At 44.6% G+C, this 25,803-nt stretch carries 28 protein-coding genes and 2 tRNA genes; 21 read left to right on the plus strand and 9 right to left on the minus strand.

Annotation, left to right across the window (positions count from 1 at the left end; genetic code table 11):
• Positions 1 to 50 precede the first annotated feature (50 nt).
• Positions 51 to 1,181, minus strand: a complete 1,131-nt coding sequence (locus tag ABVF09_RS08750; protein WP_371069012.1) for an amidohydrolase — start codon at positions 1,179 to 1,181, stop codon at positions 51 to 53.
• A 188-nt stretch (positions 1,182 to 1,369) separates the two neighbouring features.
• Between ABVF09_RS08750 and ABVF09_RS08755 the strand changes: the two genes are divergently transcribed.
• The 10 genes from ABVF09_RS08755 (at position 1,370) to ABVF09_RS08800 (ending at position 10,319) form a co-directional block, all read left to right on the plus strand.
• Positions 1,370 to 1,816 (plus strand): Lrp/AsnC family transcriptional regulator, encoded by a 447-nt coding sequence (locus ABVF09_RS08755; RefSeq protein WP_209365744.1) that lies wholly within the window; start codon positions 1,370 to 1,372, stop codon positions 1,814 to 1,816.
• Positions 1,817 to 1,827: 11 nt separating this feature from the next.
• Positions 1,828 to 2,892, plus strand: coding sequence for a M42 family metallopeptidase (locus ABVF09_RS08760; RefSeq protein ID WP_371069013.1), 1,065 nt, complete (start codon positions 1,828 to 1,830; stop codon positions 2,890 to 2,892).
• Between the two features lie 175 nt (positions 2,893 to 3,067).
• Positions 3,068 to 3,916, plus strand: coding sequence for a M55 family metallopeptidase (locus ABVF09_RS08765; RefSeq protein WP_153462945.1), 849 nt, complete (start codon positions 3,068 to 3,070; stop codon positions 3,914 to 3,916).
• Positions 3,917 to 3,960: 44 nt separating this feature from the next.
• Positions 3,961 to 4,887: an ABC transporter permease gene (locus ABVF09_RS08770; RefSeq protein WP_153462947.1), complete on the plus strand. Its 927-nt coding sequence runs from the start codon at positions 3,961 to 3,963 to the stop codon at positions 4,885 to 4,887.
• Position 4,888: 1 nt separating this feature from the next.
• On the plus strand, positions 4,889 to 5,833 hold the full coding sequence (locus ABVF09_RS08775; protein WP_153462949.1) for an ABC transporter permease: 945 nt from the start codon (positions 4,889 to 4,891) through the stop codon (positions 5,831 to 5,833).
• An 11-nt stretch (positions 5,834 to 5,844) separates the two neighbouring features.
• Positions 5,845 to 6,864, plus strand: coding sequence for an ABC transporter ATP-binding protein (locus tag ABVF09_RS08780; RefSeq protein WP_153462951.1), 1,020 nt, complete (start codon positions 5,845 to 5,847; stop codon positions 6,862 to 6,864).
• Positions 6,861 to 7,817, plus strand: a complete 957-nt coding sequence (locus ABVF09_RS08785; RefSeq protein WP_371069014.1) for an ABC transporter ATP-binding protein — start codon at positions 6,861 to 6,863, stop codon at positions 7,815 to 7,817. The genes ABVF09_RS08780 and ABVF09_RS08785 overlap by 4 nt, the downstream gene beginning before the upstream one ends.
• A gap of 13 nt (positions 7,818 to 7,830) precedes the next feature.
• Entirely contained in the window at positions 7,831 to 9,447 is a 1,617-nt protein-coding gene (locus tag ABVF09_RS08790) for a peptide ABC transporter substrate-binding protein (RefSeq protein ID WP_371069015.1), read from the plus strand.
• Between the two features lie 67 nt (positions 9,448 to 9,514).
• Complete coding sequence (locus ABVF09_RS08795; protein WP_153462957.1) at positions 9,515 to 9,883, plus strand: DUF3899 domain-containing protein; 369 nt, start codon at positions 9,515 to 9,517, stop codon at positions 9,881 to 9,883.
• Between the two features lie 196 nt (positions 9,884 to 10,079).
• On the plus strand, positions 10,080 to 10,319 hold the full coding sequence (locus ABVF09_RS08800; protein ID WP_371069016.1) for a hypothetical protein: 240 nt from the start codon (positions 10,080 to 10,082) through the stop codon (positions 10,317 to 10,319).
• Between the two features lie 216 nt (positions 10,320 to 10,535).
• On the opposite strand, the gene ABVF09_RS08805 is transcribed toward ABVF09_RS08800, so the two are convergent.
• On the minus strand, positions 10,536 to 11,807 hold the full coding sequence (locus tag ABVF09_RS08805) for an NTTRR-F1 domain (protein ID WP_371069017.1): 1,272 nt from the start codon (positions 11,805 to 11,807) through the stop codon (positions 10,536 to 10,538).
• 260 nt (positions 11,808 to 12,067) lie between these two features.
• Here ABVF09_RS08805 and ABVF09_RS08810 point away from each other — a divergent pair, with 260 nt between their 5' ends.
• Positions 12,068 to 12,322 carry a hypothetical protein gene (locus tag ABVF09_RS08810; protein WP_371069018.1) on the plus strand — a complete coding sequence of 85 codons (255 nt, stop codon included), beginning with the start codon at positions 12,068 to 12,070 and terminating at the stop codon, positions 12,320 to 12,322.
• A 298-nt stretch (positions 12,323 to 12,620) separates the two neighbouring features.
• Here the strand turns inward: ABVF09_RS08810 and ABVF09_RS08815 are convergent, their stop codons facing one another.
• From ABVF09_RS08815 to ABVF09_RS08830, 4 genes are read right to left on the minus strand one after another with little or no spacing between them, the layout of a single operon-like run.
• Positions 12,621 to 13,370 carry an STAS domain-containing protein gene (locus tag ABVF09_RS08815; RefSeq protein WP_153462963.1) on the minus strand — a complete coding sequence of 250 codons (750 nt, stop codon included), beginning with the start codon at positions 13,368 to 13,370 and terminating at the stop codon, positions 12,621 to 12,623.
• Positions 13,357 to 14,016: a cobalamin B12-binding domain-containing protein gene (locus tag ABVF09_RS08820; protein WP_371069019.1), complete on the minus strand. Its 660-nt coding sequence runs from the start codon at positions 14,014 to 14,016 to the stop codon at positions 13,357 to 13,359. The genes ABVF09_RS08815 and ABVF09_RS08820 overlap by 14 nt, the downstream gene beginning before the upstream one ends.
• Positions 13,997 to 14,395 (minus strand): globin family protein, encoded by a 399-nt coding sequence (locus tag ABVF09_RS08825; protein WP_026571150.1) that lies wholly within the window; start codon positions 14,393 to 14,395, stop codon positions 13,997 to 13,999. Before ABVF09_RS08825 ends, ABVF09_RS08820 begins: the two co-directional genes overlap by 20 nt.
• Positions 14,392 to 14,697 (minus strand): antibiotic biosynthesis monooxygenase family protein, encoded by a 306-nt coding sequence (locus tag ABVF09_RS08830; protein WP_026571151.1) that lies wholly within the window; start codon positions 14,695 to 14,697, stop codon positions 14,392 to 14,394. The genes ABVF09_RS08825 and ABVF09_RS08830 overlap by 4 nt, the downstream gene beginning before the upstream one ends.
• A gap of 217 nt (positions 14,698 to 14,914) precedes the next feature.
• Between ABVF09_RS08830 and add the strand changes: the two genes are divergently transcribed.
• Positions 14,915 to 15,949 (plus strand): adenosine deaminase, encoded by a 1,035-nt coding sequence (gene add / locus ABVF09_RS08835; protein ID WP_371069020.1) that lies wholly within the window; start codon positions 14,915 to 14,917, stop codon positions 15,947 to 15,949.
• Positions 15,950 to 16,148: 199 nt separating this feature from the next.
• Here add and ABVF09_RS08840 read toward each other — a convergent pair whose 3' ends face one another.
• The gene (locus tag ABVF09_RS08840) at positions 16,149 to 16,745 is read right to left on the minus strand and encodes a nitroreductase family protein (RefSeq protein WP_371069021.1); all 597 of its coding nucleotides are present in this window, start codon (positions 16,743 to 16,745) and stop codon (positions 16,149 to 16,151) included.
• 308 nt (positions 16,746 to 17,053) lie between these two features.
• Entirely contained in the window at positions 17,054 to 18,184 is a 1,131-nt protein-coding gene (locus tag ABVF09_RS08845) for a zinc-dependent alcohol dehydrogenase (RefSeq protein ID WP_371069022.1), read from the minus strand.
• 405 nt (positions 18,185 to 18,589) lie between these two features.
• On the opposite strand from ABVF09_RS08845, the gene ABVF09_RS08850 reads away from it, so the two are divergent.
• The 9 genes from ABVF09_RS08850 (at position 18,590) to ABVF09_RS08890 (ending at position 24,987) form a co-directional block, all read left to right on the plus strand.
• Positions 18,590 to 18,662: transfer RNA gene (locus ABVF09_RS08850), tRNA-Thr, on the plus strand.
• 9 nt (positions 18,663 to 18,671) lie between these two features.
• Positions 18,672 to 18,764: transfer RNA gene (locus ABVF09_RS08855), tRNA-Ser, on the plus strand.
• A gap of 160 nt (positions 18,765 to 18,924) precedes the next feature.
• Positions 18,925 to 19,800 (plus strand): 6-phosphofructokinase, encoded by an 876-nt coding sequence (locus tag ABVF09_RS08860; protein ID WP_371069023.1) that lies wholly within the window; start codon positions 18,925 to 18,927, stop codon positions 19,798 to 19,800.
• 135 nt (positions 19,801 to 19,935) lie between these two features.
• A complete protein-coding gene (locus ABVF09_RS08865; RefSeq protein WP_026571155.1) occupies positions 19,936 to 21,033 on the plus strand; it encodes an acyltransferase in 1,098 nt (365 codons plus the stop codon).
• A gap of 198 nt (positions 21,034 to 21,231) precedes the next feature.
• On the plus strand, positions 21,232 to 21,693 hold the full coding sequence (locus tag ABVF09_RS08870) for a chemotaxis protein CheW (protein WP_153462975.1): 462 nt from the start codon (positions 21,232 to 21,234) through the stop codon (positions 21,691 to 21,693).
• 25 nt (positions 21,694 to 21,718) lie between these two features.
• Positions 21,719 to 22,075, plus strand: coding sequence for a response regulator (locus ABVF09_RS08875; RefSeq protein WP_026571157.1), 357 nt, complete (start codon positions 21,719 to 21,721; stop codon positions 22,073 to 22,075).
• A 325-nt stretch (positions 22,076 to 22,400) separates the two neighbouring features.
• Entirely contained in the window at positions 22,401 to 22,571 is a 171-nt protein-coding gene (locus tag ABVF09_RS08880; protein ID WP_199868474.1) for a hypothetical protein, read from the plus strand.
• Positions 22,572 to 22,730: 159 nt separating this feature from the next.
• Positions 22,731 to 23,987, plus strand: a complete 1,257-nt coding sequence (gene ltrA / locus ABVF09_RS08885; protein WP_371069024.1) for a group II intron reverse transcriptase/maturase — start codon at positions 22,731 to 22,733, stop codon at positions 23,985 to 23,987.
• A 343-nt stretch (positions 23,988 to 24,330) separates the two neighbouring features.
• On the plus strand, positions 24,331 to 24,987 hold the full coding sequence (locus ABVF09_RS08890; protein ID WP_371069025.1) for a DUF2087 domain-containing protein: 657 nt from the start codon (positions 24,331 to 24,333) through the stop codon (positions 24,985 to 24,987).
• 238 nt (positions 24,988 to 25,225) lie between these two features.
• Here ABVF09_RS08890 and ABVF09_RS08895 read toward each other — a convergent pair whose 3' ends face one another.
• Positions 25,226 to 25,771, minus strand: coding sequence for a hypothetical protein (locus tag ABVF09_RS08895; RefSeq protein WP_371069026.1), 546 nt, complete (start codon positions 25,769 to 25,771; stop codon positions 25,226 to 25,228).
• Positions 25,772 to 25,803 lie beyond the last annotated feature (32 nt).

The raw sequence follows: 25,803 nt of genomic DNA on the forward strand, positions 1-25,803 counted from the left end.
CATACGCTTTTCTATGATATATTTTGCCGGTTTATTCATGACCCTCCATACTATACTTGCTGTCCCTCTATAAATGTTTTCTCTACCTTGCTTTGTAAATCGAAAGGACTCCCACTCCATAAAACGAAGTCGGCATCTTTGCCTGCTTCCACCGATCCGACGCGGCTTTCCACACCTAAATGCCTGGCAGCATCCATAGTAATGGCACGCATGGCTTGAGTCTCGCTCAGTCCGTTTTTGACAGACATGATGGCACTAGTCATCAAATGTTCGATGGCGATTACCGGATGGTCGGTAGTGATGGAAAATGGTACACCGGCTTCTGCAAAAGCAGGAAGCGTATGCCAGCCTTTGTCGGACAACTCTACTTTCGAGCGAGGGGTCATGGTCGGACCAGAAGAGACACGGACACCATGCTCCGCTAGATAGGGTGCAAGCAAATGTCCTTCTGTACAATGTTCGATTGTCACGTCGATGGAAAACTCCCGTTTAATCCGTAAAACGGTCACGATATCATCCGCACGATGGGCATGGACACGCAAAGGGATTTCCTTGTTCAATACTTTTGCAAGCTGTTCGTAGGCCAAGTCCCGGTCGGCAGTGCCAGCTTTCCGTTTGGCTATGTAGTTCTCCGTTTCGATGAGTTTTTTGCGCAGGATGGCGGCGACTCCCATTCTCGTTACAGGCATTCTTCCTTTTTCCCCATGGAACCGTTTCGGATTTTCCCCTGTAGCAGCTTTCAATCCGGAGGGGGTGCGGATGACCATTTGATCGGCGATTGTTCCGGCCGTTTTAAGTACACACATTTCGCCGCCGATCACGTTGGCACTTCCGGGCATGACTTGCACCGTCGTCACCCCGGCGTTCCGGGCATCGAAAAATCCCTTGTCGAATGGGTTGATGCCATCGATGGATCGCACTTCAGGCGTGGCCGCATGGCTAGTTTCATTGAAATCCTGCCCTTCTTTTCCGATTCCTTCCTCATGGACACCTAAGTGGGTATGTACATCAATCAGTCCGGGTGTGAAAAACTTGCCATGGGCATCAATTGTCTGGGTTCCTTCTGGTATAACCAACTGTCTGCCAATCTCTAAGAACTTCCCATTTTCGATTAAGATTGTAACGTTTTCCAATTTTTTACCTGTCCCGTCGACACCTGTCACATTTGTAATGGCTTGCATGCAATTTTCCTCCTAAAAATTCAAAATAATAATTGATTTCTGAAATCTTTCTTTATATAATGGCCTTTATACAATTCCTTGTTACGATAGTAAATCAAAAGAATATTATTGTAAATAATCTTAATATTTAAAAATGGTATCATAAAAGAGTAGTAACACAGAAAAATAGTACGAAAGTCGGTGGTTTAGTGGAGTATCAAATCGATGAATTAGACCGTGGGATTATCCGAATATTATCCAAGGATGGCAGAATCCCTTTTTCGGAAATTGCCAATCAATTAAACGTGACAGAAAAGACCATCCGCCTGCGGTATAAGAACCTTGTGCAAAACGACATTATTGAAGTAGTAGGTGTCGTAAACCCGATAGCGCTAGGTCTGAAGGCGGGAGCCATTATTCAAATCAAAACGGCTCAAGGCCGGTGTGAACAGGTGATGGAAGAATTGAAGACCATGAAGGAAGTTAGATTTATTACCATGACTTCCGGCCCTTATCCACTATTGATTCAAATCAATGTGCAAAGTCAGGAGGATATCAGGGAGAGTATTTTGCAGTTGGATAAGATTGAAGGAATCGTTGAAATCAACACGATTATCCAACTGGAGAACTACAAAAATACGTTCGAGTATATTTAGGGGGAATGGATGTGCTGCAACATTTAAAGATACTGACAAGTTTGCTTGGACCGAGTGGTTATGAACATGAAGTAAGTAACTACTTAACCGACTACTTAAAAGAAAGAACAGATACCGTTTCGGTGGACGCACTCGGAAATGTGACAGCCAGAAAGAAAGGAAATCGACCGGGTCCTGTTTTGTTATTGACAGCTCACATGGATGAAGTAGGATTTTTAATCAAAAAAGTGGAACCAAATGGACTGCTCCGTTTTGAAAAGCTGGGAGGAAACGATGACCGTAATCTACCGGCCCAGCCGGTCAAGCTGTTGGGCAGGGACTCCGTCGTTGACGGCGTGATTGGTACGTTGTCTGCCCACTTTGCAAAATTTGATGATGCCGTTTCGGTTAGAAATCATCGGGAGTTGTACATTGATATCGGGGCAGCTTCTGAACAAGAGGTCTTGGAAATGGGGATAGAGGTCGGAACACCCGTTACCTGGGGAACGGAATGGAAGTTGCTTGGACCACCAGATAAACAGCAAATCCGTGCTAAATCGCTTGATGACCGATCAGGTTGTGCTGTATTGCTACAAGTTTTGGAGGACCTGGAGGGGACAGCTTTTTCGGGTGAGTTGATCTTTCTTTTTACCGTCCAGGAAGAAGTCGGATTGCGTGGTGCCAAAACGGCGGCACAACGTATAACCGCTGATGCTGCTTTAGCAATCGATACGACAGCGGTCAGCGATACACCTGAGAATCCGATGGATAACAGTCTTGGTTTAGGCAGGGGAGCGGGTATCAAGGTGATGGATGCAAGCCTGATTGTCCACAGTACCATAAAACAGTTGCTGATCGATCTTGCCCAAAAAGAGCATATCCCTTATCAATTGGAAATTTTCACCGGCATCGGAACTGACGGGGGAGCTGTCACTTATGCAAACAAAGGGATTCCGACGGGTGTCTTGTCGATTCCGTCACGGTACACCCACACTGCAGTGGAACTGATCGATCTGGGGGATGTGATGGCGGTAAAAGATATAGTGAGGACTGTCATTTTGCAAATGGACGAACAACAGTTCTTTTCTTTTAGATAACTTTCATGCTTTTCACACATCGTGCTTGTGGTAGCGTTTTTCCATATCGCAGTGTTAGCAATCAACTTTCCAAAAGAATTAAAAAGGCACATTTAATATTAATTCGCAGCACATCTTTTTTTTATAAATAAAAGTTAGAAAATTTAAAATTGAAGAACTATTCAGGGGGAATTCGATGAAAATTTTTATTTCTGCCGACATGGAGGGAATATCCGGAGTGGCGACCAATCAGCAATTAAAAACAAACGCAGAATATCAGCGCTTCCGAAGACTAATGACGGCGGATGTAAACGCAGCAATCGAAGGGGCTTTCCAGGGAGGGGCAAAAGAAATTGTCGTAGCTGATGGTCACGGAAATATGTCCAACATCTTAGTAGAGGATCTTGATCGGCGAGCGAGACTTGTCTCGGGGAACAATCGCGTGATGTGTCAACTGGAAGGCCTGGACGATAGTTTTGATGGCATTATGTTCGTTGGCCATCATGGAAGAGAAGGCGGCTCTGAACGAACGGTGATCAGCCATACGCTTGCCGGAGTTTGTGTAAATGAGATGAAAATCAACGGCCGAATCGTCGGGGAAACAGAAATGAACAGTCTTGTAGCCGGGAAGTTCGGTGTGCCTGCTATCTTCATCAGCGGAGATGACGCTTATGTTCAGGAAGTAAAGACCTCCTTTCCTCAAGTAGAGGCCGCGGTCACGAAACGGGCTGTCGACCGTTTTGCTGCAGAGTTGATTCATCCCGAGGCAGCCCGAAAGGAAATTCGAGAAAGAGCGGAGGCGGCAGTAAAAAAAGCGGGAAGTTTCGAGCCGGAAACCATTACTGGTCCTACTACATTTGAAATTGAGATGAAAGGACCGCAGCAGGCACAGATGACCACCACTCTGCCGACCGTAAATTTGATTTCTCCAAAGCGGATCCGATTCACTTGTAACGATATCGTCACCGCGTACAAGCATATGTGGGGTTGTGTCATTATCGCGATGACAGCGACAAATGGTGTGTTGGGACAGGTGAATGCCTGATTGAATATTAAATTGATCATCGACTGATCTCCGGAGGTGAAAAGATGTATATTTTTAAACGGTTGATAACGATGCTGGTAACTATTTGGGTAATCGCGAGTTTGACATTTTTCATCATGAAAATCATACCGGGAGATCCATTTGCATCAGATGCCGACGTGCTACCCGAGGAGGTTTTGCAAAATATTCGTGCAAAATACAACCTCGATGAACCCATTCCGGTGCAATACGCCCTCTATATGAAGGATTTGGCAACATTCGATTTAGGGATCTCGATTGAGTCGGAGTCCAGAACAGTCAACGGAATCATTTGGGATGGCGCCCCGGCTTCTGCCTTGCTAGGAACACAGGCAATGGTGATTGCGCTTGTCTTCGGTTTATTGTTGGGAATTGTGGCTGCATTAAACCATAACAAAATGCTCGATTATTTTTCCATGTTCATCGCTATTGTAGGTATATCGGTTCCGAGTTTTATTTTGGCTCCTCTGTTGATCAACTATTTTGCAGTCGATTGGCAGTTACTTCCGGTCGCTTCCTGGGGTACATGGCAGCATTCCATCTTGCCTTCTGTCGCCCTGGCAGCTACTCCGCTAGCGGTAATCGCCCGCTTTATGCGTTCGAGCATGCTGGAAGTGATGAACCAAAATTATATCAAGACAGCCGATGCCAAAGGACTTCCGACGACCAAACTGGTCATCAGACATGGCATCCGAAATGCCATTCTGCCTGTTGTTTCCTTTATCGGGCCGTTATTTGTGGCATTGATCACGGGAACGTTCGTCATTGAAAAGATTTTTGCTATACCGGGAATCGGGCGTTACTTCGTCGATAGCATCTTCAACCGGGATTATCCGGTGATCATGGGTACGACGATTTTCTTTAGCTCCATCCTGGTGTTGACACTATTCTTAATCGATATATCCTATCGGTTTATTGATCCGAGAATAAAACTAACAAGTGGAGGGGATTAACTTGGAACCTAACCAAGTAGATGATTCATTGTTCCGCCCCTTGTCAGCTGAGCGGAAGCAGTCAGACCCGATCCAGCGACCAAGTATGAGTGTCTGGAAGGAAACCACTATCAATGTTTTAAAAAATAAAATGGCAGTACTCGGTTTTTCCTTACTACTCCTCATTATCATTTTTGCGATTTTCGGACCGAAAATGGTGGCTTTTTCACCTTCGGCCCAGAGTCTTACCGATACAAATCTTGCTCCATCAAGTGAGCATTGGTTTGGTACAGACGACCTTGGCCGTGACGTTTGGTCGCGAACCTGGTATGGAGCGAGGGTATCCTTGACAATCGGTCTGGTGGCGGCCGCGATAGACATATTGCTTGGCGTAACGATTGGCGGGATTTCCGGTTATATGGCGGGGAGGGGCAAGACAGGAGATCGTGTTGACGGAGTGCTGATGCGAATTGTAGAAATTTTATATGGCATTCCTTATCTTTTGGTTGTTATTTTATTGATGGTCATCATGGAGCCCGGTATTACGTCGATTATCATCGCCCTGTCTGTGACAGGGTGGGTGGGAATGGCCCGGATTATCCGTGGACAGGTTTTACAGCTGAAGTCACAAGAATATGTACTGGCTGCAGAAAAACTGGGAACCTCTCATCCCAAAATCATTTGGCGCCATCTCATCCCGAATACAGCAGGAATTATCATCGTCAATTTAACCTTTACCATTCCACAGGCGATTTTTGCCGAATCGTTTTTAAGCTTTCTCGGACTGGGGGTGCAAGCCCCGTTTGCCAGTTGGGGCACGATGGCCAATGATTCGTTGGGCGTTATTCTTAGTGGTCAATGGTGGCGGTTGTTCTTCCCGGGTTTTATGATTTCCCTGACAATGTTTGCTTTTAATGCATTCGGCGATGGGCTGCAAGACGCTTTGGATCCAAGAGCACGAAAATAGGAGGTGGGCATATGGACCATTTATTAGAAGTGAACCATCTGGAAGTGAACTTTAAGACATATGGCGGTGAAGTCAAGGCAGTCCGTGATGTTTCTTTTCACGTCGATAAGGGTGAAATTATGGCAATCGTCGGCGAAAGTGGCAGCGGGAAAAGTGTCACCGTTCAAACAATCATGGGCCTGATTCCGATGCCGCCTGGTAAAATCAACAATGGAGAAGCATTGCTGCATGGCCAAGATTTGCTCAAGCTTACGAAAAAACGGATGCAAAAAGTGAAAGGATCGAAGTTGAGCATGGTCTTCCAAGATCCAATGACCTCACTCAATCCAACCATGAAAGTCGGTAAGCAGATCGAAGAAAGCATTACGACCCATCAAAGGATTGGAAAAACAGAAGTCAAAAAACGGGCAATGGAAATGATCCGTCTCGTCGGTATTTCCAACCCGGAAGAAAGGTACAATCAGTATCCGCATGAGTTCAGTGGTGGAATGCGACAGCGAATCATGATTGCAATCGCACTTGCCTGCAGGCCAGAACTATTGATTGCCGATGAGCCGACAACAGCACTTGATGTAACGATTCAAGCGCAAGTATTGGACTTGATGAAGGATTTAAAAGAAAAAATGAATACTTCGATTATTTTGATTACCCACGATTTGGGCGTGGTAGCTGAAACAGCGGAACGAGTTGCTGTCATGTATGCCGGTGTCATTGTCGAATCCGGTACGGTTGAAGAGATATTCAGCAATCCACGCCATCCTTATACATGGGGATTACTTGAATCGATACCTGATGTCAACAGTGAAAAAAAAGAGCGACTGATCCCCATCGAAGGGTCACCTCCCGATTTATTTTCACCACCCAAAGGTTGCCCGTTTGCACCCAGATGTAAATATGCAATGGATGTCTGTGTCGAAGCGATGCCGCCAGGTTTTGAAGCAGAGGAAGGGCATCAGGCGAAATGTTGGCTGAATGACCCGCGTACTCCGGATGTCGAAGACTTGATAGCGGCCGGGAGGGAAGAATATTGACCGAAACCATCATACAAGTAGAAGGAATTAAGAAGCATTTCCGGCTTAATAAAGAACAAACAGTGAAGTCAGTCGATGACATCTCCATTTCCATCCGCAAGGGTGAAACATTCGGATTGGTTGGCGAAAGCGGAAGCGGAAAATCGACATTGGGGAAAACCATCGTCGGCCTGCAGGACCCCACTGCCGGAAAAATACTTTACAACGGTAAAGATGTCAGCAGCTTAACAAAACAAGAAAAGAAGGATGCCAATCGGGAAATTCAAATTATTTTCCAGGATCCACAGGCATCCCTTAATCCAAGGATGAGAGTCGGCGATATTGTTGCCGAAGGAATCGATGCACATGGGCTGGCCAAAGGAAAGCGGCGTGAAGAACGTGTTTACCAATTGCTGGAGCGGGTCGGTTTAAGACCAGAGCACGCAAAACGGTATCCTCACGAGTTTAGCGGCGGGCAGCGTCAACGGATAGGGATTGCACGTGCTTTGGCTGTTGAACCTAGTTTTATCGTTGCCGATGAACCTATTTCTGCTTTGGATGTATCCATCCAGGCCCAAGTGGTCAATCTGCTTGAGGATTTAAAAGAACAGGAAGATCTGACCTATCTGTTTATTGCTCATGACCTGGGGATGGTCAAGCATATCAGCGATCGGATCGGCGTCATGTACTTGGGTAGGATGATGGAACTGGCTGATAGTGATGCATTGTTCGCTGATCCACTCCATCCCTATACACAGGCATTGCTTACAGCCATTCCAGTAGCCGACCCGCAGGCGAAGAGAAGGGAAAGAATCGTTATTAATGGTGATCCACCGAGCCCTGTTGATCCGCCAAGTGGATGCCGGTTCCGGACACGTTGTCCATTTGCGATGGATATTTGTGCGGAAGTGACTCCGAAATGGACAGAAGTTAAGCAGAATCATTGGGCATCATGCCATCTTTACCAACAATAAGGGAGGAATTTTCATGAAAAAATGGTTGTCAGGATTTTTATTGGTATTGACTGCAGGCTTTGTACTTGCTGGATGTAACAGCGAGGGGGCAGCAGATCAAGGTTCCGCGGAGGATGTTGATCAGGAAATCGTGGTCAATGCGATGAGCGAGCCTCCGGATTTAGATCCGGCTTTGGCCACAGATACGACATCTGGCTGGGTGCTGGATCATGTGTTTGAAGGACTATACACCAAAGACAAAGAGGGGAACCCGGTACTCGGGACAGCAAGTGATGTTCAGGTATCAGATGATGGGAAGACCTACACGTTCACCATCCGGGAAGATGCTACATGGTCTGACGGGTCTCCAGTGACCGCTCAGGATTTCGAGTATGGATGGAAACGTGTGTTGAATCCGGACACGGGTAGTTCATTTGCCTTCTACATGTACTATATTAAAGGTGCGGAAGCTTATAACAAAGGCGAAGGCTCTGTTGATGATGTCGGAGTCAGAGCAGAAGATGAAAAGACATTGGTCGTAGACTTGGAAGCACCACTCGGTTACTTTGACGAATTGCTTACCATGTGGACCTTCTATCCTGTCAAAAAGGATGTTGTCGAGTCAGATGCTAATTGGTCTGCCTCTGAAGATTCGTATGTAAGTAACGGGCCGTTCAAGCTGACGTCTTGGGAGCACGACAGCCAAGTGGTAATCGAGAAAAATGAAGAATACTGGGATAAAGATGTCGTCAAACTCGATAAAGTCACTTATGAAATGGTCAATGACGCCACGACTTATTATCAAATGTTCAAGACAAATGAATTGGATTTGATTCAAACGTTGCCAACCGATGTCATTGATCAGGAAAAGGATTCAGAAGAGTATAAAGAGACGCCTTATTTCGGAACGTACATGTACATGTTCAATGTGGACAAAGAGCCATTCACCAATGCGAAAATCAGACGAGCTTTTTCTTTGGCAGTAGATCGTACGTCGCTTACTGAAAATGTATCCAAAGCTGGAGAAACACCTGCTTATGCTTTTGTGCCGGAAGGAGTAGAGACACCAGAAGGAGACTTCCGGGAAACAGGCGGTGCCTATTTTGAAGAGGATGCCGGGAAAGCGAAGCAATTGCTTCAAGAAGGAATGGAAGAAGAAGGCTGGGACGAGCTACCGGAAGTAACGCTGCTGTATAACACATCCGAGAATCATAAGAAGATAGCGGAAGCAGTCCAGGAAATGTACAGTCAAAACCTTGGAGTAGATATTAAATTGTCTAACCAAGAGTGGAAAACATATTTGGATACAACGGAACAAGGCAACTTCCAAATGGCAAGAATGGGATGGATTGGAGTTCTCGTAGATCCTGTTGTCATTCTCGATTACTATTTGGGAGACAGCCCGAATAATCGGACAAATTGGATCAACGAGGAATATGACGAGTTAATTGCACAGGCTAAAGTAGAACAAGATGAACAAAAACGGTATGATCTACTGCATCAGGCAGAAGAAGTATTAATGGAAGACTTACCGTTCAATCCGATTTATCATTACACCAATACGTATCTAACCTCGCAAAACTTCGAAGATATCGTTTATCCGGTCAATCGGTATCCTTATTTGAAGTGGGCACAAAAGGTTTCTGAATAATAAACCGGATGCAGAAGGGGATCGATCGCCGATCCCTTTCTTGCTTCCTTTGAGAGGAAGTTAGGACATGAAAAGGAAGTTATTGATTTTTCTTGTTTCTATTGTGGCATGGATCGGTGTGAAGTACTTATTGTCTTACAGTTTGCTGAAATGGGTGAATCTTTCGTTTTCTGTCGGCATCCTGCTGATGATTCTGGCTGCAGTTACTTTCATTTTGCAAACAGGCTTTTTTTCTCCATTATTTAAAGGGTTTCGTCTGATTGGGGAGTCTATTTCCAACAAGTCCAATGCGATGGAGCGAACAGATTCTTACCTAGCTCAAGACAGCGAATTACAAAACTTTAAGCAGAAAACCATCCAACTAACAGGTTATTTATCCTTCCTAACAGGGGGTGGTTCCTTGCTTGCTTCACTCATGGGGCTGTTTCTATTGTAATGTTTATCGTTAAGGGTAGTGAAACTGACACCCTTAACAACCGTTTGCGTTTTCTTTGTTATTGGCCATCCACACTCCTACTTTACTGTTCCTCCTCACTTTTTGAAGTAGATTAATATGACTCTCTGTGTTTTGCTTCTATCTTTTACCGTTCCTGCATAATAGTAGAATAAACGAAAGTGAAGGAGGAAGTGGTATGAAGGGAAAAGCATTATTGGACGAGCTTGAAGATTTGCTTAAAAAAACGTGTTCTGATTACGGGATTGCACCCACTCCCTCAAAAGACTTTATGCAGTTATGGGAAGAATTAATAGAAAAAATGGATCCAGGGACAAAGCGGTTGCTCCAACTTCGTTTAGAAGAGGATATTGCGGAAAAAAGAGGGATTGTGTTTCAACAAATGCTTGATATATTGCAGCGAGAGGAGATTGCATGATGCATTGGATGATAGCGATATAACACCGGTGGAAAACGAATTTAGTTGGACATGAAGAGAATATTGAAAAAGCAATGTATCGCTGAATCTAGTGCTCGCTTCTCTTCCAGCAGGTCGATCCGCTAGAGAAGTAGCTTTATTTTTGGTTTTGTCGAATTTATTATCGGTTTGTTAAATAGAAAAGCATGAATGCTAATGCATTCATGCTTTTCTGTGTTATGCCAAATCATCATCTACTCTTATGATTGTAAGAGTGGCACCAGCACCATCTTGCAGAACTGCTGCTCCCAGCAGTCCGAACAATTCGAGGCTAATGGTACTTCCTGCTGTTAGTGGAACAATTGCATCACTGTTAAAGTTTGAAAGTGTCAAAACAGGGTTGATGGTGGTGGCTTCTACAGGTGCGCCGTTGATGACTAATCGGGAACCTAATAACAAACCAGCCGTCAAGTTGACATTATAGGACAAATAGTAACGTCCTGCTTCAGGAACCGTAAAGACTGTATCGGCAGCATTAGCAGTTACTCCGTCCAACGTTTGAGCATCAGGTAATGGGACTGGTGTTCCTGTCAAAACCACGGCAATGGTGGCTCCTTCAGTATTCGCTGCAAAAGCAGAAGTTTCCGTTACGGAAGCGGCTGTCGGTCCAGTAGGTCCGATTGGTCCCGTAGCACCAGTAGGTCCGGTGGCACCGGTTGGCCCCGTAGCACCAGTAGGCCCGGTAGCGCCCGCAGGTCCGGTAGCGCCAGTAGGCCCAGTAGCCCCCGTAGATCCGGTAGCGCCCGCAGGCCCGGTAGCGCCAGTAGGTCCGGTAGCACCGGCGGGTCCCGTAGCACCAGTAGCCCCCGTAGGTCCGGTAGCGCCAGTAGGTCCGGTAGCACCGGCGGGTCCCGTAGCGCCAGTAGGCCCGGTAGCGCCGGCAGGTCCAGTCGGTCCCGCTGGCCCAGTAGGCCCGGCAGGCCCAGTCGGTCCTGGAGGTCCAGTCGGTCCTGTTGGTCCATCAGGAGCGGTTCCATCCGCTTCTAATAAACTAATGTCATCGACGAACACAAATGGAGCATTTAAAGCACTGAGCGGCTTACTGATAATCACTTGTGCTTGTGTAGTCCCAGTTGGTGCCTCGTCAGTTGTTTGATAAACTTCTAGCCATGTATCATTGCCGCCATAAGGTATATTTTCGTAGGACACTTCTGTATCCAATCCTGTACCGATTACGGTATTTGCTGCATTCAAAAACAATACTTGAAGATTGATGATGGGGCTGGGTTGGAGTGTGCTTTTGGACAAAGAGACAAGAAGTTCATAGCTTGCTCCTTCTTCAGCGGGAACGGTTTGAGCCAGGGAGGCAGTCACAGTGCTATTTGCAAACCTTGCGGCATAATCACCGGTATGGACAGGCTCTACCACAATATCGGTGTTGACAACCTGCCAACCTGTAAAATCGCCGGTTTCAAAGCCGCCGTTCACGATAAGATTATTGATCGACAAAATGTTGTCCTCCTTTACAACCTAATATATTGACGCGCGTAGCATTCTCTTTACGTCAACTCACAATATAGTATGTAAGGTAGATATGCTTGTTCAGGCTAATCCCCTTGCTGAATTTAAAAGGAGGAAAATGTGCGCATTGCCTTTTACCTGGATTTTGGGAACAAAAGAGGAAAAATAGATAATTCTTTCCTCTTTTGTTGTACAATTGGGAAGTCGGTGAAGAATCAATTAAGATAAGGATTAGAGGGTGATATTTTATGATAAATGGAATCGATCCGTTCAATTTACAATTAGTAATAATACCTTTCATTGTTATAGGGATCGGTCTTTTGGGTGCTTTCATCACGAAAAAAATCACATTAGGAGTCATCATTACTTTAGTAGCAAATATTGCGTTGGAATTAACCTTATTTGAAGGTGGTTTATCCATTTGGAGTGTTTTCTTCCCTTTGATCACATTTATTATTCTCCTGTTTTTTGCAAAATGGTTTAAGTCTCAAGGCTTGAAATGATATACAATTTGGGGTCAAACCAAGAGTGCGCCCTGTGTGGTAAAGTAAAGCAAGTTTGGCACCTGTCCTCACTCGCTTGGTGGGAGTAGAAATGCTAGACGGGAAGTTGGAAGGAACGTTTCATCGGGTCGATACGAGAAGGGAAGTGGGAAATAGCACTTCATCAACCCGACAAAAGAGTTTCATCACAAATAAAATGATCGGAAGGAAGCATTTAAACTCGACTAAGCGCAGCTGTCTTCCAAGCCTAATGAGGAACAAGATGCTTCCCGCAAACAGTTATTCTCGTACCATTGCTTCATCCAATATATCGATAAATCGCTTCACTCAAGCTGGTAACCTTTTTGGCATCCAACAAACGGTCAAGATTATTGATAGCTTGGGCATGTTGTGGTTTGATTCCGCATAATACAATGTCCTGGCCCATCAAGCGTATGGTATGGAACAGCTCCTCAAGCTTTGTGATCCCTTCTCTGCTTATATTCCCAACTGCGGTGAAGTCGACGAGCAGGTAGTCAATGGTAGAATCATGGAGATGACGGAGGATACCTGTTTTAATTGTTTCGAGTTTTTCTGGAAGTAAATCTCCAAAGAAAGGAACAATTGCTACGCTTTCATGAAGGGGAATGACAGGACCGGAGAGCCTGTTTACTCGTTCAACCGCATTTTCAAGTTCTTCTTTCTTTTCGAGAAGTTCAAAATCAGTATCTTCGAGCCTATCTCTAAGCTTCTGGAGCTGGCCGGAAATCATCCCCATCTGTTCTGGTGCCTCATGGCAAATGACATGCCCCTCTCCATTGTACCAATGAACATTTACCTGGTAGGCTACCAGAGGTTTTTCTTTTGTTTTTAAATTCAGCTCGACGCTATTTTCTGTAATACTTGGTAAGACATTGCTTTTTGCTTTTTCTTGACTCTCCTCATCTATAAGACTTAAAAACCCGTCGCCAATTAAAAATATTTGTTTGGATTTGTCGGACATGGATAGGATGTCGTAGTTTTTATCGATTTTAAAGTAAGGAAGGGGCAGGTATTCAGCTTGCTCCATCGATCTCTACCTCCCCTCTGGAGCGATCCAGCCATTGATCCAGTGCATGTAGACTGTCAAAAATGGCTGTTTCTTCGCTCCCATATTTATATACATTATAATTCCCGGCAATACGGCCACCGACAATGACTTGCGGCCGAAATGCCAAATTTTCCAAGCTGTCGATGTAACCTTGTAACAATGGGAGTCGATAAGACAGGGCAGCGGACAAACCGATAATATCCGGTTCCCATTCGGCGGCCTGCTGTAACGCATACTCCAATGGCAGGTTGGCTCCGAGAAGTCTGGTTTTCCAGCCTTTTTCCGAGCAAAGCGCTGCCGCCATTTTCGAACCGAGCATATGCTGTTCTTCTTCGAGACAAAGAAACATGATTTTCCCCTTTGAAAAGGTATTGCGTCGTTTGAATGGAAAGCTGTATTGGGATAATACAAAATCACATACACTTGTGGCCAGATGCTCATCAGCAACCGTGATGCGGTTTTTTTGCCACAGTTCCCCGATGTATTGCATGGCTTTTGTCATGATCTCGACATAAATCGTCAGGCTGTCACTGTCCGCTTCCTCGACAAGTTGATATGCCGCCTGTTCATCTCCATTCAGCAACATATCGGCAAATACTTTCCACTTAGCTGTCATGACTGCCATCCACTCCTTCTCGGAGGCTTTCGCCTTTGGATAGAGCCAGGACCGCCTGCTCTAGTGCTTCTTGGTAAAAAGTGCCCCGGTGGTGGGGTGTGAGTTTGTCCCCTATGGCTTCCTGTATTAGTCGGAAGTTGGAAATCAAATGTTCTGTTTTCATTCCCCGAACGGTTAAAATATCATTTAACCAGACGGCATAATCGATAAAAATCTGGACATCATCTACCGAGAAAGCAGTCTCTAAATGGTCCATATGGTGTTGATTATCTTCCCGGCATTTTACTATTCCGCGTTCTCCGAATTTTTCGAGCAGTCCGGGATTTTGTCGATAAATTCCAGCTACGGCTTGATCGATGACGGCAGATATGGTTCCCTCAATAGTCATTGAGCCACCACCTTGAATTTATGTACTTTAGGAACAATATTGGCCAGTTGCTTGTCAGGATATTTTTTCTCAAGGTCGTGAATTCGTTGATAATCCTCTCCGGTGACCCAATCCAAATAGCTTTGCTTGTCTTCCCATATTATTTGGACAGTCAATTCACCTGGCTTCCGTTCGTTTTGCAACAGGGAAAAGTCTATAAAACCAGCAGCTTGATCTACCAAGCCTGTCCGGTTTTGATAGATGGAAATGACTTCTTCCGATTTTTCCGGAGGTACTTCAAATATAGAATGGACGATATACATATGGACACCCTCAATTTATGGTAAATTAACATTTTCGGCAAAAAACGATTATCTTCATCCTATCACGAATCCTCTTTTTCTATAAACCTATCAGCTCTTCTTCCAGGAGTTCCCATAAAGAAAAGACCTATGTTAGCAAAAATGACAGAATGATGGATGGGAAAAAGAACATATAGTAAACTCAAACACAATAAATGTGGTAAAGGAGATGGAATGAATGCTTGAAAAGGAGCTCGTGAAGTTGATCAAAAGACTGCCGAAAGTCGACCTTCATGTCCATTTAGATGGAAGTGTCCGCCCCGGTACAGCCATCGAGCTGGCGAAGCAGCGAGGGATCGAACTTCCGGGAAAAGAGATCGACAAGCTGCTTCCACACATGCAGGTGGAGGAAGAATGTAACAGTTTGGAAGAATACTTGAGGAAATTCAAGCTGATTGAACCGCTTTTACAAACAACAGAATCATTGGAACGATCTGCATGTGAAATGGTGAAGCAGGCTTATGATCAAAACTGCATGTATATGGAGGTGCGATTCGGTCCTCAACAACACCGACAGCTTGGTTTATCACTTGCGCAGGTGATTGAAGCGGTTATTGCAGGATTGAAAAAAGGAGAGGAAAAGTTTGGTGTAAAGACAAACTTACTCGTTTGCTGTCTCCGCCATCATTCAGTCACATTAAATAAAGAAGTGGTCGAAGCAGCAGCCGCTTTTCTCGGGAAAGGATTGGCAGGAATAGATTTGGCAGGGGATGAAGCAGAATATCCGGCAAATATGTTTACGGAGATTTTTTCCTTTGCAGCAAGCAAAGGAATTCCGGTTACCATACATGCGGGAGAAGCAGCCGGACCGGTAAACATCAAGGATGCCATTGATAAGCTCGGGGCAGTTAGAATAGGCCATGGAGTACGATTGCGGGAGGATCCAGCCTTGTTGGCTGAAATGGCTGCGAGAAAAATCCCGCTCGAAATGTGTCCTGTCAGCAACATCCAAACAAAAGCAGCAGCAGGCTGGGATGATTATCCACTTCGTGATTATTTTGAACGGGGTTTATCTGTCACGGTGAATACGGATAACCTAACAGTATCAAATACGACGATCACAAGGGAATACATGCTGCTTGCCAATCGGTTTGGTTTCTCTGTCGAAGAGATTGTTCAATTGATTCACAATGGTATAGAAGCTGCCTTCCTAGGGGAAGAGGAAAAGCAAGTGTTGAAGCGAAAGTTGGAAGCGGTCGTTTTGACAGCTTGATTGAAAAAAGAGTGCGAGCTTCAACGTCTTAATAAAGAGCAGATTCCATAAAGTTGCCAATTCGTATCGAACGCTCACCCGTACTACGCCATGGACAGACTGTTTTCAGAGCACCATAATGGCAAAAAAGTACAAAGGATATAGGGGCATATCATAAAAAAAGCACCGCCGGCGAGCGATGCTTTTCCATTAATCTATGTTATTGAAAGGATCCTTCATGAATCGTTTCATGGAGAGGACGGCGGGGAGAAGGCTGTTCCCGTTCTTTAAGGTTTTCAGGTAAACCAGACTTTTCTCCTTGATAGCCAATGGCAACAACTGCTTGGATGGCATAGTCCTCCGGAATGTTTAAAACTTCACGAGCTTTCTCTTTGTCAAACCCACCCATTGGATGGGTCGCCAATCCTTTTAAAGAAGCTTGTAAAGCCAAAAATGCCCATGCCGCTCCTGTATCAAAAGCATGCGGGGCATTTTGCCCGACCTTTTCATCCGTTTTTTTCGAGATGATCAATGTCAATACAGGTGCCTTATCGGCCCATGTCCGATTGCCTGGAAGAATGAACGAGCGGAATTTCTTCAAATCTTCATTCGTTCGTGCCAGGATGAACCGCCAAGGTTGGATATTCATCGATGATGGGGCCCATCGTGCCGCTTCAAAAATACTGAACAAGACATCCTCGGGTACCTCTTTATCTAAAAAAGACCTTGGAGACCATCGGTTGAGGAAGAGCGGGTCGATATCGTAGCCGGCTTTCCGGTATTTTTCAATTTCGGGAAGAACTTTAGTGGAGCTCATTTACATCCTCCTTTACTAATTTCCTGATGTAAGAATCAGTATAGAAAAGATATCATTTGACATCAAGATAAATGCTTACCATTTGACTCGGATTAAAGGAATGCCAAATCAGTTTTTTTCAATGTACGGACCGAGAAACGGCCGGCTAATCTTGGTACGGTTATATGCAGTTTTTTTGTCTCCCTGTAGCATATATCTTTGAGATGGATCTGAAAGGTTTCTGTTGTCTTTACTACTGAAAGAAAAATCACCAGCATCTTGGTAGGATGCTGGTGATTTTACAGGGAGAGTCCCTTTGGGAGCCTTTCTTAAGGTTTGAGCACTACCTTGATACAATCATCTTCCTTCTCGTCGAATAATCGATAGGATTCAGCGGCATCTTCCAGGCCGACTTTATGGGTAATAATGTCTGTCGGGTCAAATACTCCTTTTTCAACCATATCATAAAGTTCCGGCATAAAATGAATGACAGGGGCCTGTCCAGCTTTCACAGTAACATTACGAGAGAAAATGGAATTCATTGGATAGGCTGTCGCAGGGGCCCCATATACGCCAGTTAACTGAATAGTACCGAACTTCTTCACAGAGTGAGCGGCGGTGATGATGGGATCGATCGTGCCAACCTGTCCTGCGAGTGTCTTGATATGATCTTTCATGGTAACTTTTCCGTCCATTCCGACACAGTCAATGACGACTTCAGCACCGCCTCGGGTGATTTCGTGGAGGTGACCGCCCATATCGGTGAACGCATCAAAGTTGTAAATTTCCACGTTGTTTGTGCGCTTGGCATGTTCTAAGCGGTAAGGCACATGATCGACAGCAATCACTCGTTTTGCACCTTTCAGCCAGGCGAATTTTTGGGTTAGCAGTCCGACTGGACCAGAGCCGAGGACGATAACCGTATCACCTTCTTTTACACCGCTGCCGACGACACTCCAGTAAGCGGTCGGAACGATATCGGAAAGAAACAGCAAGCTTTCATCTTCTAGTTCACTGCTTTCCGGGACCACAAAAGAAGAAAAATCCGCGTAAGGTACACGTAAGTATTCAGCCTGTCCGCCTGGATAATTGCCATACATTTCCGAATAACCGAAGTAGGCCCCAGTATCACGGTGCGGATTGGAATTATCACATTGACTTTCCATTTGATTTTTACAGAAGTGACATTCCCCACAGCTTACGTTGAAGGGAATGACAACGCGATCGCCTTTCTTTACATTATTTACGTCAGGTCCGACTTCCTCGACAATCCCCATTGGTTCATGACCGATCACATAATCGTCCCCGAGGGGGATATGTCCGTGGTATAAATGCAAATCCGAACCGCAAATGGCGGTTGATGTGATTCGGACAATCATATCATCACCCGTAGTGATCGACGGATCAGCGACATTTTTGACTTCTACTTTTTGTTTGCCCTGGTTGGTTACTGCTCTCACTGGCTTACACACCTTTCCAAACGTGTTGCTTGTCTATTGCCGCAGAAGAACGGATTGAAACATTTTTCCGTTCCTGGGATAAAAATGACCATACTGTGAAAGAAGAGAAATTGATAAAGTTGGATGCATCTTTTATAAATTAGAAAGAAAACATAATTTGTGTGACAGCCACCATCAACAATTCATCAATGGCAGAAAAGTTGGGGAAGTTTCCTGCTCTCTTTCGTGGGGACTGTTTTTCGGAGGTCTGTTTCCAAAAATCTGTGGTTTACTTAAAAAGGGTTGGAGCATCCAAATGGTAACGAGAATTTCCACTTCATCGAAAAAATTTGCCGGAAACACAGCAAGTTGGTTGAAGAAAAACAGAAAATGTATTATTATTTTCTATGTGCTTTTAAAAGACTTGCTGGTGTAGCACAGCTGGTAGTGCACTTCACTCGTAATGAAGGGGTCGGAGGTTCGAGTCCTCTCACCAGCACTTGTATATGGAGAAGTACCCAAGTCCGGCTGAAGGGGATGCACTCGAAATGCATTAGGGCGGGTTACCGCCGCGTGGGTTCGAATCCCACCTTCTCCGCCACTTTACTTTATTTTTTCCTCGCACTAATTTGCCAGCCTTCCCTTTTAAACGAACCCATCTTCTTCATTCAATCCATACCTTTTGTTAATTCCAATCTGATTTTCAGGTTGATTTTTTGTATAATAAGCGGTAGACAACATCAAAAAGCGAGGCGGTACTAATGAACATAGGGATCATCAATTTTGAAATGGCGCCAGCCGGTGTCAATCAATTACTACATAAAGTTGTTTCCGATCTTTTGCAAGCCCATACAGTCACTGGAATTCGTCTTGATGCTCAATCGGGGGCGCTTACATATAAAAATTTTGCTGACGAAAATGTCGCCGGTACGTTTGTGGATTTCAAGAACTTATTGCAGCTTTCCACTCTCCCGAAAGTCCCCGATGGTTTGAAAGAACTGGCAGAATTTGATGCTGTTGTGATGATTGGTCCGCAGCAGGCGGAAGCTTCCGTTAAAGCGTTGAGCAGAATGTTCGATAGCACGAGCTGTTTATTCCTTCCAGTATCTATTAATCAAACGATAGAGGGAACAGATCAGCCTTTGGGCTATGACACGGCAGTCAACTATATGATTGACAGTATATTAAGGATAAGGGATACCATCGATTCACTGAAATACCCAAATCCTCGATTGTTGGGAGTACAGCTTGAAGGTAGTGTGTCCCGGCAGGTCCTGGAGGAAGTGGCGATTGCGATCGGTGGACACGTCTTGAATCATGACTTCGAAGAAAACCACCTTGAACAGCTGAAAAAATCCCTTAAAGAAGATTTTGACTCAGGCCAGACATATGCTTTTTTGTTGTTTGACGAGCGAATCGACGCTGAGCGAATTCCAAGTAAATGGATGGCAGACATCGCAATCGATTGGAAAACACATAAAATTGATGAAGCCCTTTGCATGGGACCAGAACCGACCGCACGGGATCGCATCACAGCAATGAAGCTGGCCGCGGGAATCGTGGAGTGGGTGCGCAATGACCAAGCCAGCGGAAAGTTACTTATTAAATCGAACAAAGTGGACGTACAATTGTATTAGTCTCATGAAACGGCAGTGTTTTGAGAAACACTGCCGCTTTTTATAATAAAATGGTTTTGTCATAGCTAGCCTAAATTGTTGTGGAATCGGGTATCCTCCTATTAAAGGTATTCTGGCGGGGAAGGAGGTACACTTTTGAAAAGCTATCATTCCATTGATTTCGGCAAGTTTTTTGCCATGCTGGGCATAGTGTTTATTCATGCCCGGGCATTTGAAGAAGTCCAGGCCGGCATGATGGACGGCAGCCAATTGGATACGGTGTTGAAGGTGTTTGCCAGGTTCAGTGTGCCATTATTTTTTATGGCTTCCGGATTTTTGTTTACAATGAAAACAAACGGCAAAGGACGAACGTTTCATTATTTTCTTTCCTATATAAAAAAATTGATCCTCTTGTATGCTTCATGGTTCCTGATTTATGCTTTGTACGATTACGGTAAAACTGCCTGGCAGAGCGGAGGATTGATAAATCAGCAAACCCATGAATATATCGCCGGTCTTCTTACTAGAGAGGTTTTCGTATACGGAGTCAGTAATACTCAGTATCACCTCTGGTTTTTGCCTGCGCTTATTTGGGCAACGGTCATCGTCTACTTTTTTCAACGGATGCGAACGGCCGGTTTGCTGCTGGCGGCCAGTTTTTTTCTGCATTTGCTCGGCTTGACCGGCCAGGGGTATTCCCACTTCTATGAAATGTCCTTCAATACAAGAGACCCTTTCTTTTTTGGATTGTTTTATGTGTCGCTCGGCAGTTTTATTGGCTTGAACCATCAGAAATTCGAGAAACTGGCATCGCGAATCAACGGTTCTGTATATACGGTGGTCATTCCGGCGTTGTTTTTTCTGCAATTATTGGAGCGGACTTGGACGATGGAGCAACTGGACGGAAGCAAGGAGGAATACTTTTTCATTACGATTCCACTAAGCCTGACCATATTTGCTGCTTTGCTCAAGTATCGGAATATAGGAGAAGGCACCTTAATCAACAAAATCGGCAGGAACACGATCGGGATATTTGTCATCCATCCGCTTGTCATCAGTTTGTCTCATCTTGTCCTGGCTGCCCTCGGGCTTGAATGGTGGAAACAGCATATCCTTTACGGTGTAATGTTTGTTCCTTTTGTCTACGTCAGCTCTTACTTTTTGTATCAATTGTTGCAATCAGGAAAATATCAATTTTTTCATCCGGAAAAATGGATTCAGTGGGAAGGAAAACCGCCCTTGAAGAAAAGTTGATCAGTGGCTGAATATCGTTGGAGATAAAGTCTTGGCAGATAAAAAAAGTATGGGGAAATGGTAAAATTTTGTTGAAAAATCATGGTTAATAGTCTAATATTACTAGATAATAAGGTCTATTCATTTTGCTTACATTCTGAGCAGGAAATTGTCTTTTGAATGGAGGATAGAAGATGGATAGAAACAGGGGGAATCACGATGCAGACGGCAGTCAAGACAATCATTTTTCAACTGAAACAGCAACAGTATGGCGTGGACATTCAGCAAGTGCGTTCTATTGAGCGATTAGTCGATGTGACAGAGGTGCCGAACACTTCCGATTTTATTAAAGGCATTATCAATTTGCGCGGCCAGGTGATTCCGGTTATCGATTTGAAAGAACGGTTGAATTTGGGAAATCAAGATTATAGTGAAGAAACGAGAGTCCTGATCATCGAGATTGATGGAGTGACGGCAGGAATGATTGTCGATGAAGCAAAAGACGTGATCGACATTGATCCGGAAATCATCGATCCAACGCCAAGTATGGCCGGAGGAGTCCACTCCGAGTTTTTAAGAGGAGTGGCTAAATTGGACGATCGATTGTTGATCATGCTTGACTTTGCAAGCATCTTTGATACAAAAGAAATGGAAGAAGTCAAAGAAATAAACGAAGATTAATGATAACAGAGTGGGGGATTTTCACATGAAGAGCGTACTCGTAACCGATGACGCAGCCTTTATGCGATTGCAGCTCAAAGATATTTTAGGCAAAATTGGGCTGGAAGTAGTCGGGGAAGCAACTAACGGCCAGGAAGCAGTCGACAAATACAAAGAACTGCAGCCGGATTTGGTGACGATGGATATAACCATGCCGGAAATGAATGGTGTAGAAGCATTGCAGGCGATCAAACAGTTCGATGATAGCGCCAATATCATCATGTGTTCGGCCATGGGCCAGCAGGCAATGGTTGTCGAAGCTATTAAAGCAGGTGCAAAAGATTTTATCGTCAAACCGTTTACGGCGGAAAGAGTGGAGCAAGCTTTGCAAAAATTTTTATGAGGCAAAGATACATACAGCGCGTGATGTTTCCAGAAAGGGACAGAGGAAACATCTATACCGGGCGAAAGCAGACCAGATCACAGATGATTTGGTCTGTTTTTTCTGTGTGCCTGGCATGTGCGCACGCTCTAGGGTTCAAGTCCCGAACGGTGAAGGCCATTGTAACCGTTAGCTGAAGGCAAGGGTGTCCGGGGCGACCCGGAATCTGAAGGAAGCCGGAGGCAAATCTCCGACCCGAGGAACACGAATCTCATAGAAGGCTGACACGCTGGGACGAGGTGGCAGAACACACCAAAATCCTAATGGCCGAAGGGAGTGTCAGTAAATGAGGCGGGTACATGGAGAGGAAGTTTGCGCACTTACCCGGGGAGGTCTGCCGGAAACGCGAAGTGCCCTTCGCAACCTGTTCAGTGATGGACAGCTGAACCGGCAGAAGTCAGCCGAGGTCGTAGTACCTATGTGGCTCGAGACACGTAGGGAAGGACCGAATCTTTAAGGAAGAGCGGTCCTTTCGGATGCATCCTTCTGTAAAGACATAGCCAACTCCGTAGGAGCCTGCTCAAAGGAGGAAGTGGTGAAGTCCGCGGGGACTTTGAGAGGGTGGAACAGAAGATGAAACGAAGAAAGAACACCGCTCGCGTAGGAGAGATATCGAATGATGGAACGCATTTTATCACGGGAAAATCTCATACAAGCATTGAAACGCGTGGAACGCAATAAAGGGAGTCACGGTGTCGACCACATGCCCGTACAAAACCTGCGAAGCCATGTAATGGAACACTGGTCTACCCTGCGTTCTGAACTCGAGAAAGGGACCTATCAACCTGCTCCCGTACGTCGAGTCGAAATCCCGAAACCAGACGGTGGAGTAAGGCTGTTAGGTATCCCAACCGTGGAGGACCGTTTCATCCAACAAGCCATAGCCCAAGAACTAACCAAGGTTTTTGACCCTATCTTCTCGGAACACAGCTATGGGTTTCGCCCGAAACGAAACGCTCATCAGGCAATACGCAGGGCGAAAAGCTATATCCGGGAAGGCAACCGCTGGGTTGTCGACATGGATTTGGAGAAATTCTTCGATAAGGTCAATCATGACAAGTTAATGGGACTTCTGGCGAAGTCCATCAAAGACAGCAAACTTCTCAGGATTATCAAACGGTATGTGAAATCCGGGATTCTCATGAATGGGGTATGCGTACGTTCAAGTGAAGGAACGCCGCAAGGTGGTCCGTTAAGTCCGCTTCTGGCAAATATCGTTCTTCATGAATTGGATAAAGAACTGGAAAAGAGGGGGCATCGCTTCGTCCGGTACGCGGATGACTTTCATATCTATGTATCCTCTCGGAAAGCAGGCTATCGGGTGATGAACGCCATCACTACTTTCATTGAAAAGAAACTTCACCTAAAAGTGAACCGGAAGAAGTCAGCTGTCGACCGACCATGGAGAAGGAAGTTCCTAGGCTTCAGTTTCACCTCATACGGGACACCGAAGGTGCGCGTACACCAGAAAAGTGTCAAGCGTCTGAAGGAAAAGATCCGGGAGTTAACATCGAGGTCGAAGGGATGGAGTATGGAATACCGTATTCGGAAGCTGAATCAATATCTTATTGGTTGGTGCGGATATTTCGCTCTGGCAGATACGAAAAGTATCTTCTCGAGACTGGATGCCTGGATTCGCCGCCGGCTGAGGATGTGTCTTTGGAAAGAATGGAAACGCCCAAAGACCCGTAAAAGAAAACTGATAGCTCTAGGGGTTCCAGGGTGGAGAGCCCATGAATGGGCGAATACCCGAAAAGGCTACTGGCGAATTGCGGATAGTCCGATACTACACAAAACCCTAAACAACTCTTACTGGAATCGTTTAGGGTTACGCAGTTTATACCAACGATATATTTTCTTACGTCAATCTTAAGGAAACCGCCGTATACGGGGCCGTATGTACGGTGGTGTGAGAGGACGGAGGTTAATCGCCTCCTCCTACTCGATTGCTCAGATTAGAAGAAGCATGACGGAAAAAGTGTGGTTCCTTATAGAATTTATTGCTGCTTTCTTTTGCAACGTCCTAATATTCAGAAAATTACTATTGCATTTAAATAAACAAAGCATTAAATTGTTTTTATATTAATAAACAAAATAAGGAGTTGTTTATTATTACGGAAGAAGAGCGTTTTTGGAAAGCGAACGTTGAGGAAATTTCAAATGGGTATGTCCACTCGGATGGACAATATGTGTGCCTTCTCTGTGGATCAAGGTATGTGGAGGGAATTATTTATCCGATGGATGGAACTTTGTATGAAGCCAAAAAAGCAGTTGCAAGACACATAAAGGACATGCATCACTCTGTATTTGATTACCTGCTTAAAATGGACAAAAAGTACACCGGGTTATCTGATCATCAAAAAGAATTGCTTCACTTTTTCAGCAAGGGATTCAGTGACAAAGAAATCGTGAGGGAGCTAAATGTGGGGAGTCCATCTACGGTGAGAAATCATCGCTTTAAACTGAAAGAGAAAGAAAAACAGGCAAAGGTCTTTCTAGCGATTATGAACCTTTTGAATAAACAGTCGGATAACCAAAGGGAAGATAATTTTGTGCAATTTCATAAGGGGGCAAAGATGGTGGATGATCGATATGCAACCACAGAAAAAGAGAAAGAAAAGGTTTTATCAACCTATTTTAAACAAGGAACTGATGGAAAGTTAGATAAGTTTCCAAGCAAGGAAAAAAGAAAGTTGATTGTATTACAAAACATTGTAAATCGTTTTGAGCGTGATAAAAAGTACACGGAAAAAGAAGTCAACGGCATATTGAAAACAATATACAATGATTTTGCGACCATCAGAAGGTACCTTATTGAATATGGCTTTATGGAACGCAGTAGGGATTGTAGGGAGTATTGGATAAAAGACTAAGGTTGGAAGAGACAGTTGAAAGTTGAAAAGGGAAGCCATCGAGTAAGCGAATCCATGCCAAATCACTCGATAGAAAAGATGGCATGAAATTTGATTCTTGAATGGCTCCCCAAAATACAGGAGTTTATGTCAAAGCATAGCAAAAGGACGCTTGACAGGAGAGAATCTGACTCTGCTCGTTACTGGAGTGGGGAACCATTCCGTATGTTAGTTATAAAAAAAGGTGACGCTATCTTCCTTATTTCCAAGCGGACATATACTTCTTTCGATATTTACTATCTTCTTCATATTCAATCAGATCCATCGCTATTTCCTTAATTTGTTCGTCCGTTACTTCATTATATAATTTTTTCAAACCCACAATCATATCGTATCGGATTAGAGTATGATTCTTTTCATTCATTCCATTTTTAAACCTATCAATAATGTGGTTAAGGAGCATTTCTCTTTGTTCTTGTCCTGCTAATCCTACCTTCCAAATCGATTGTAAAGTATGGCGAGCAGTTACAAATTTCGAATCTTTTGTCACTTCCCAGAGCTTTGGAAAATCATGGAGCATCCTTTTTTCAGGGTCACTAATTGCTAATGCCGAAAGAAACTGTCCTGCTCTGGATCTACGATGATTATCCTTGTCAGTAAGCCAGTCAATCAATTCGTCCCAAACTTCATAAGCCCAGTCCACTTTTCCATTGGTTGCATGAATTATATTCTGAAATGCTTCGTATTGTGAATTTTTGTCTGGGGATTCAAGGTTTTCAAAATAGGACTTAATTGTGTCATTCATTGCAGCACCTCCAACATGATTTATTATAAAAA

The sequence above is a fragment of the Sediminibacillus sp. JSM 1682029 genome (assembly GCF_041366435.1).
In the GTDB taxonomy this organism is placed as follows: domain Bacteria; phylum Bacillota; class Bacilli; order Bacillales; family Amphibacillaceae; genus Sediminibacillus; species Sediminibacillus terrae.

Excerpts from the sequence above, each read along its gene's own strand:
- ABVF09_RS08750 (WP_371069012.1), bottom strand. The coding sequence starts at position 1,181 with ATGCAAGCCATTACAAATGTGACAGGTGTCGACGGGACAGGTAAAAAA.
- ABVF09_RS08765 (WP_153462945.1), top strand. The coding sequence starts at position 3,068 with ATGAAAATTTTTATTTCTGCCGACATGGAGGGAATATCCGGAGTGGCG.
- ABVF09_RS08770 (WP_153462947.1), top strand. The coding sequence starts at position 3,961 with ATGTATATTTTTAAACGGTTGATAACGATGCTGGTAACTATTTGGGTA.
- ABVF09_RS08780 (WP_153462951.1), top strand. The coding sequence starts at position 5,845 with ATGGACCATTTATTAGAAGTGAACCATCTGGAAGTGAACTTTAAGACA.
- ABVF09_RS08790 (WP_371069015.1), top strand. The coding sequence starts at position 7,831 with ATGAAAAAATGGTTGTCAGGATTTTTATTGGTATTGACTGCAGGCTTT.
- ABVF09_RS08795 (WP_153462957.1), top strand. The coding sequence starts at position 9,515 with ATGAAAAGGAAGTTATTGATTTTTCTTGTTTCTATTGTGGCATGGATC.
- ABVF09_RS08800 (WP_371069016.1), top strand. The coding sequence starts at position 10,080 with ATGAAGGGAAAAGCATTATTGGACGAGCTTGAAGATTTGCTTAAAAAA.
- ABVF09_RS08810 (WP_371069018.1), top strand. The coding sequence starts at position 12,068 with ATGATAAATGGAATCGATCCGTTCAATTTACAATTAGTAATAATACCT.
- ABVF09_RS08815 (WP_153462963.1), bottom strand. The coding sequence starts at position 13,370 with ATGGAGCAAGCTGAATACCTGCCCCTTCCTTACTTTAAAATCGATAAA.
- ABVF09_RS08820 (WP_371069019.1), bottom strand. The coding sequence starts at position 14,016 with ATGGCAGTCATGACAGCTAAGTGGAAAGTATTTGCCGATATGTTGCTG.
- ABVF09_RS08825 (WP_026571150.1), bottom strand. The coding sequence starts at position 14,395 with ATGACTATTGAGGGAACCATATCTGCCGTCATCGATCAAGCCGTAGCT.
- ABVF09_RS08830 (WP_026571151.1), bottom strand. The coding sequence starts at position 14,697 with ATGTATATCGTCCATTCTATATTTGAAGTACCTCCGGAAAAATCGGAA.
- add (WP_371069020.1), top strand. The coding sequence starts at position 14,915 with ATGCTTGAAAAGGAGCTCGTGAAGTTGATCAAAAGACTGCCGAAAGTC.
- ABVF09_RS08840 (WP_371069021.1), bottom strand. The coding sequence starts at position 16,745 with ATGAGCTCCACTAAAGTTCTTCCCGAAATTGAAAAATACCGGAAAGCC.
- ABVF09_RS08860 (WP_371069023.1), top strand. The coding sequence starts at position 18,925 with ATGAACATAGGGATCATCAATTTTGAAATGGCGCCAGCCGGTGTCAAT.
- ABVF09_RS08870 (WP_153462975.1), top strand. The coding sequence starts at position 21,232 with ATGCAGACGGCAGTCAAGACAATCATTTTTCAACTGAAACAGCAACAG.
- ABVF09_RS08875 (WP_026571157.1), top strand. The coding sequence starts at position 21,719 with ATGAAGAGCGTACTCGTAACCGATGACGCAGCCTTTATGCGATTGCAG.
- ABVF09_RS08880 (WP_199868474.1), top strand. The coding sequence starts at position 22,401 with ATGAGGCGGGTACATGGAGAGGAAGTTTGCGCACTTACCCGGGGAGGT.
- ltrA (WP_371069024.1), top strand. The coding sequence starts at position 22,731 with ATGATGGAACGCATTTTATCACGGGAAAATCTCATACAAGCATTGAAA.
- ABVF09_RS08895 (WP_371069026.1), bottom strand. The coding sequence starts at position 25,771 with ATGAATGACACAATTAAGTCCTATTTTGAAAACCTTGAATCCCCAGAC.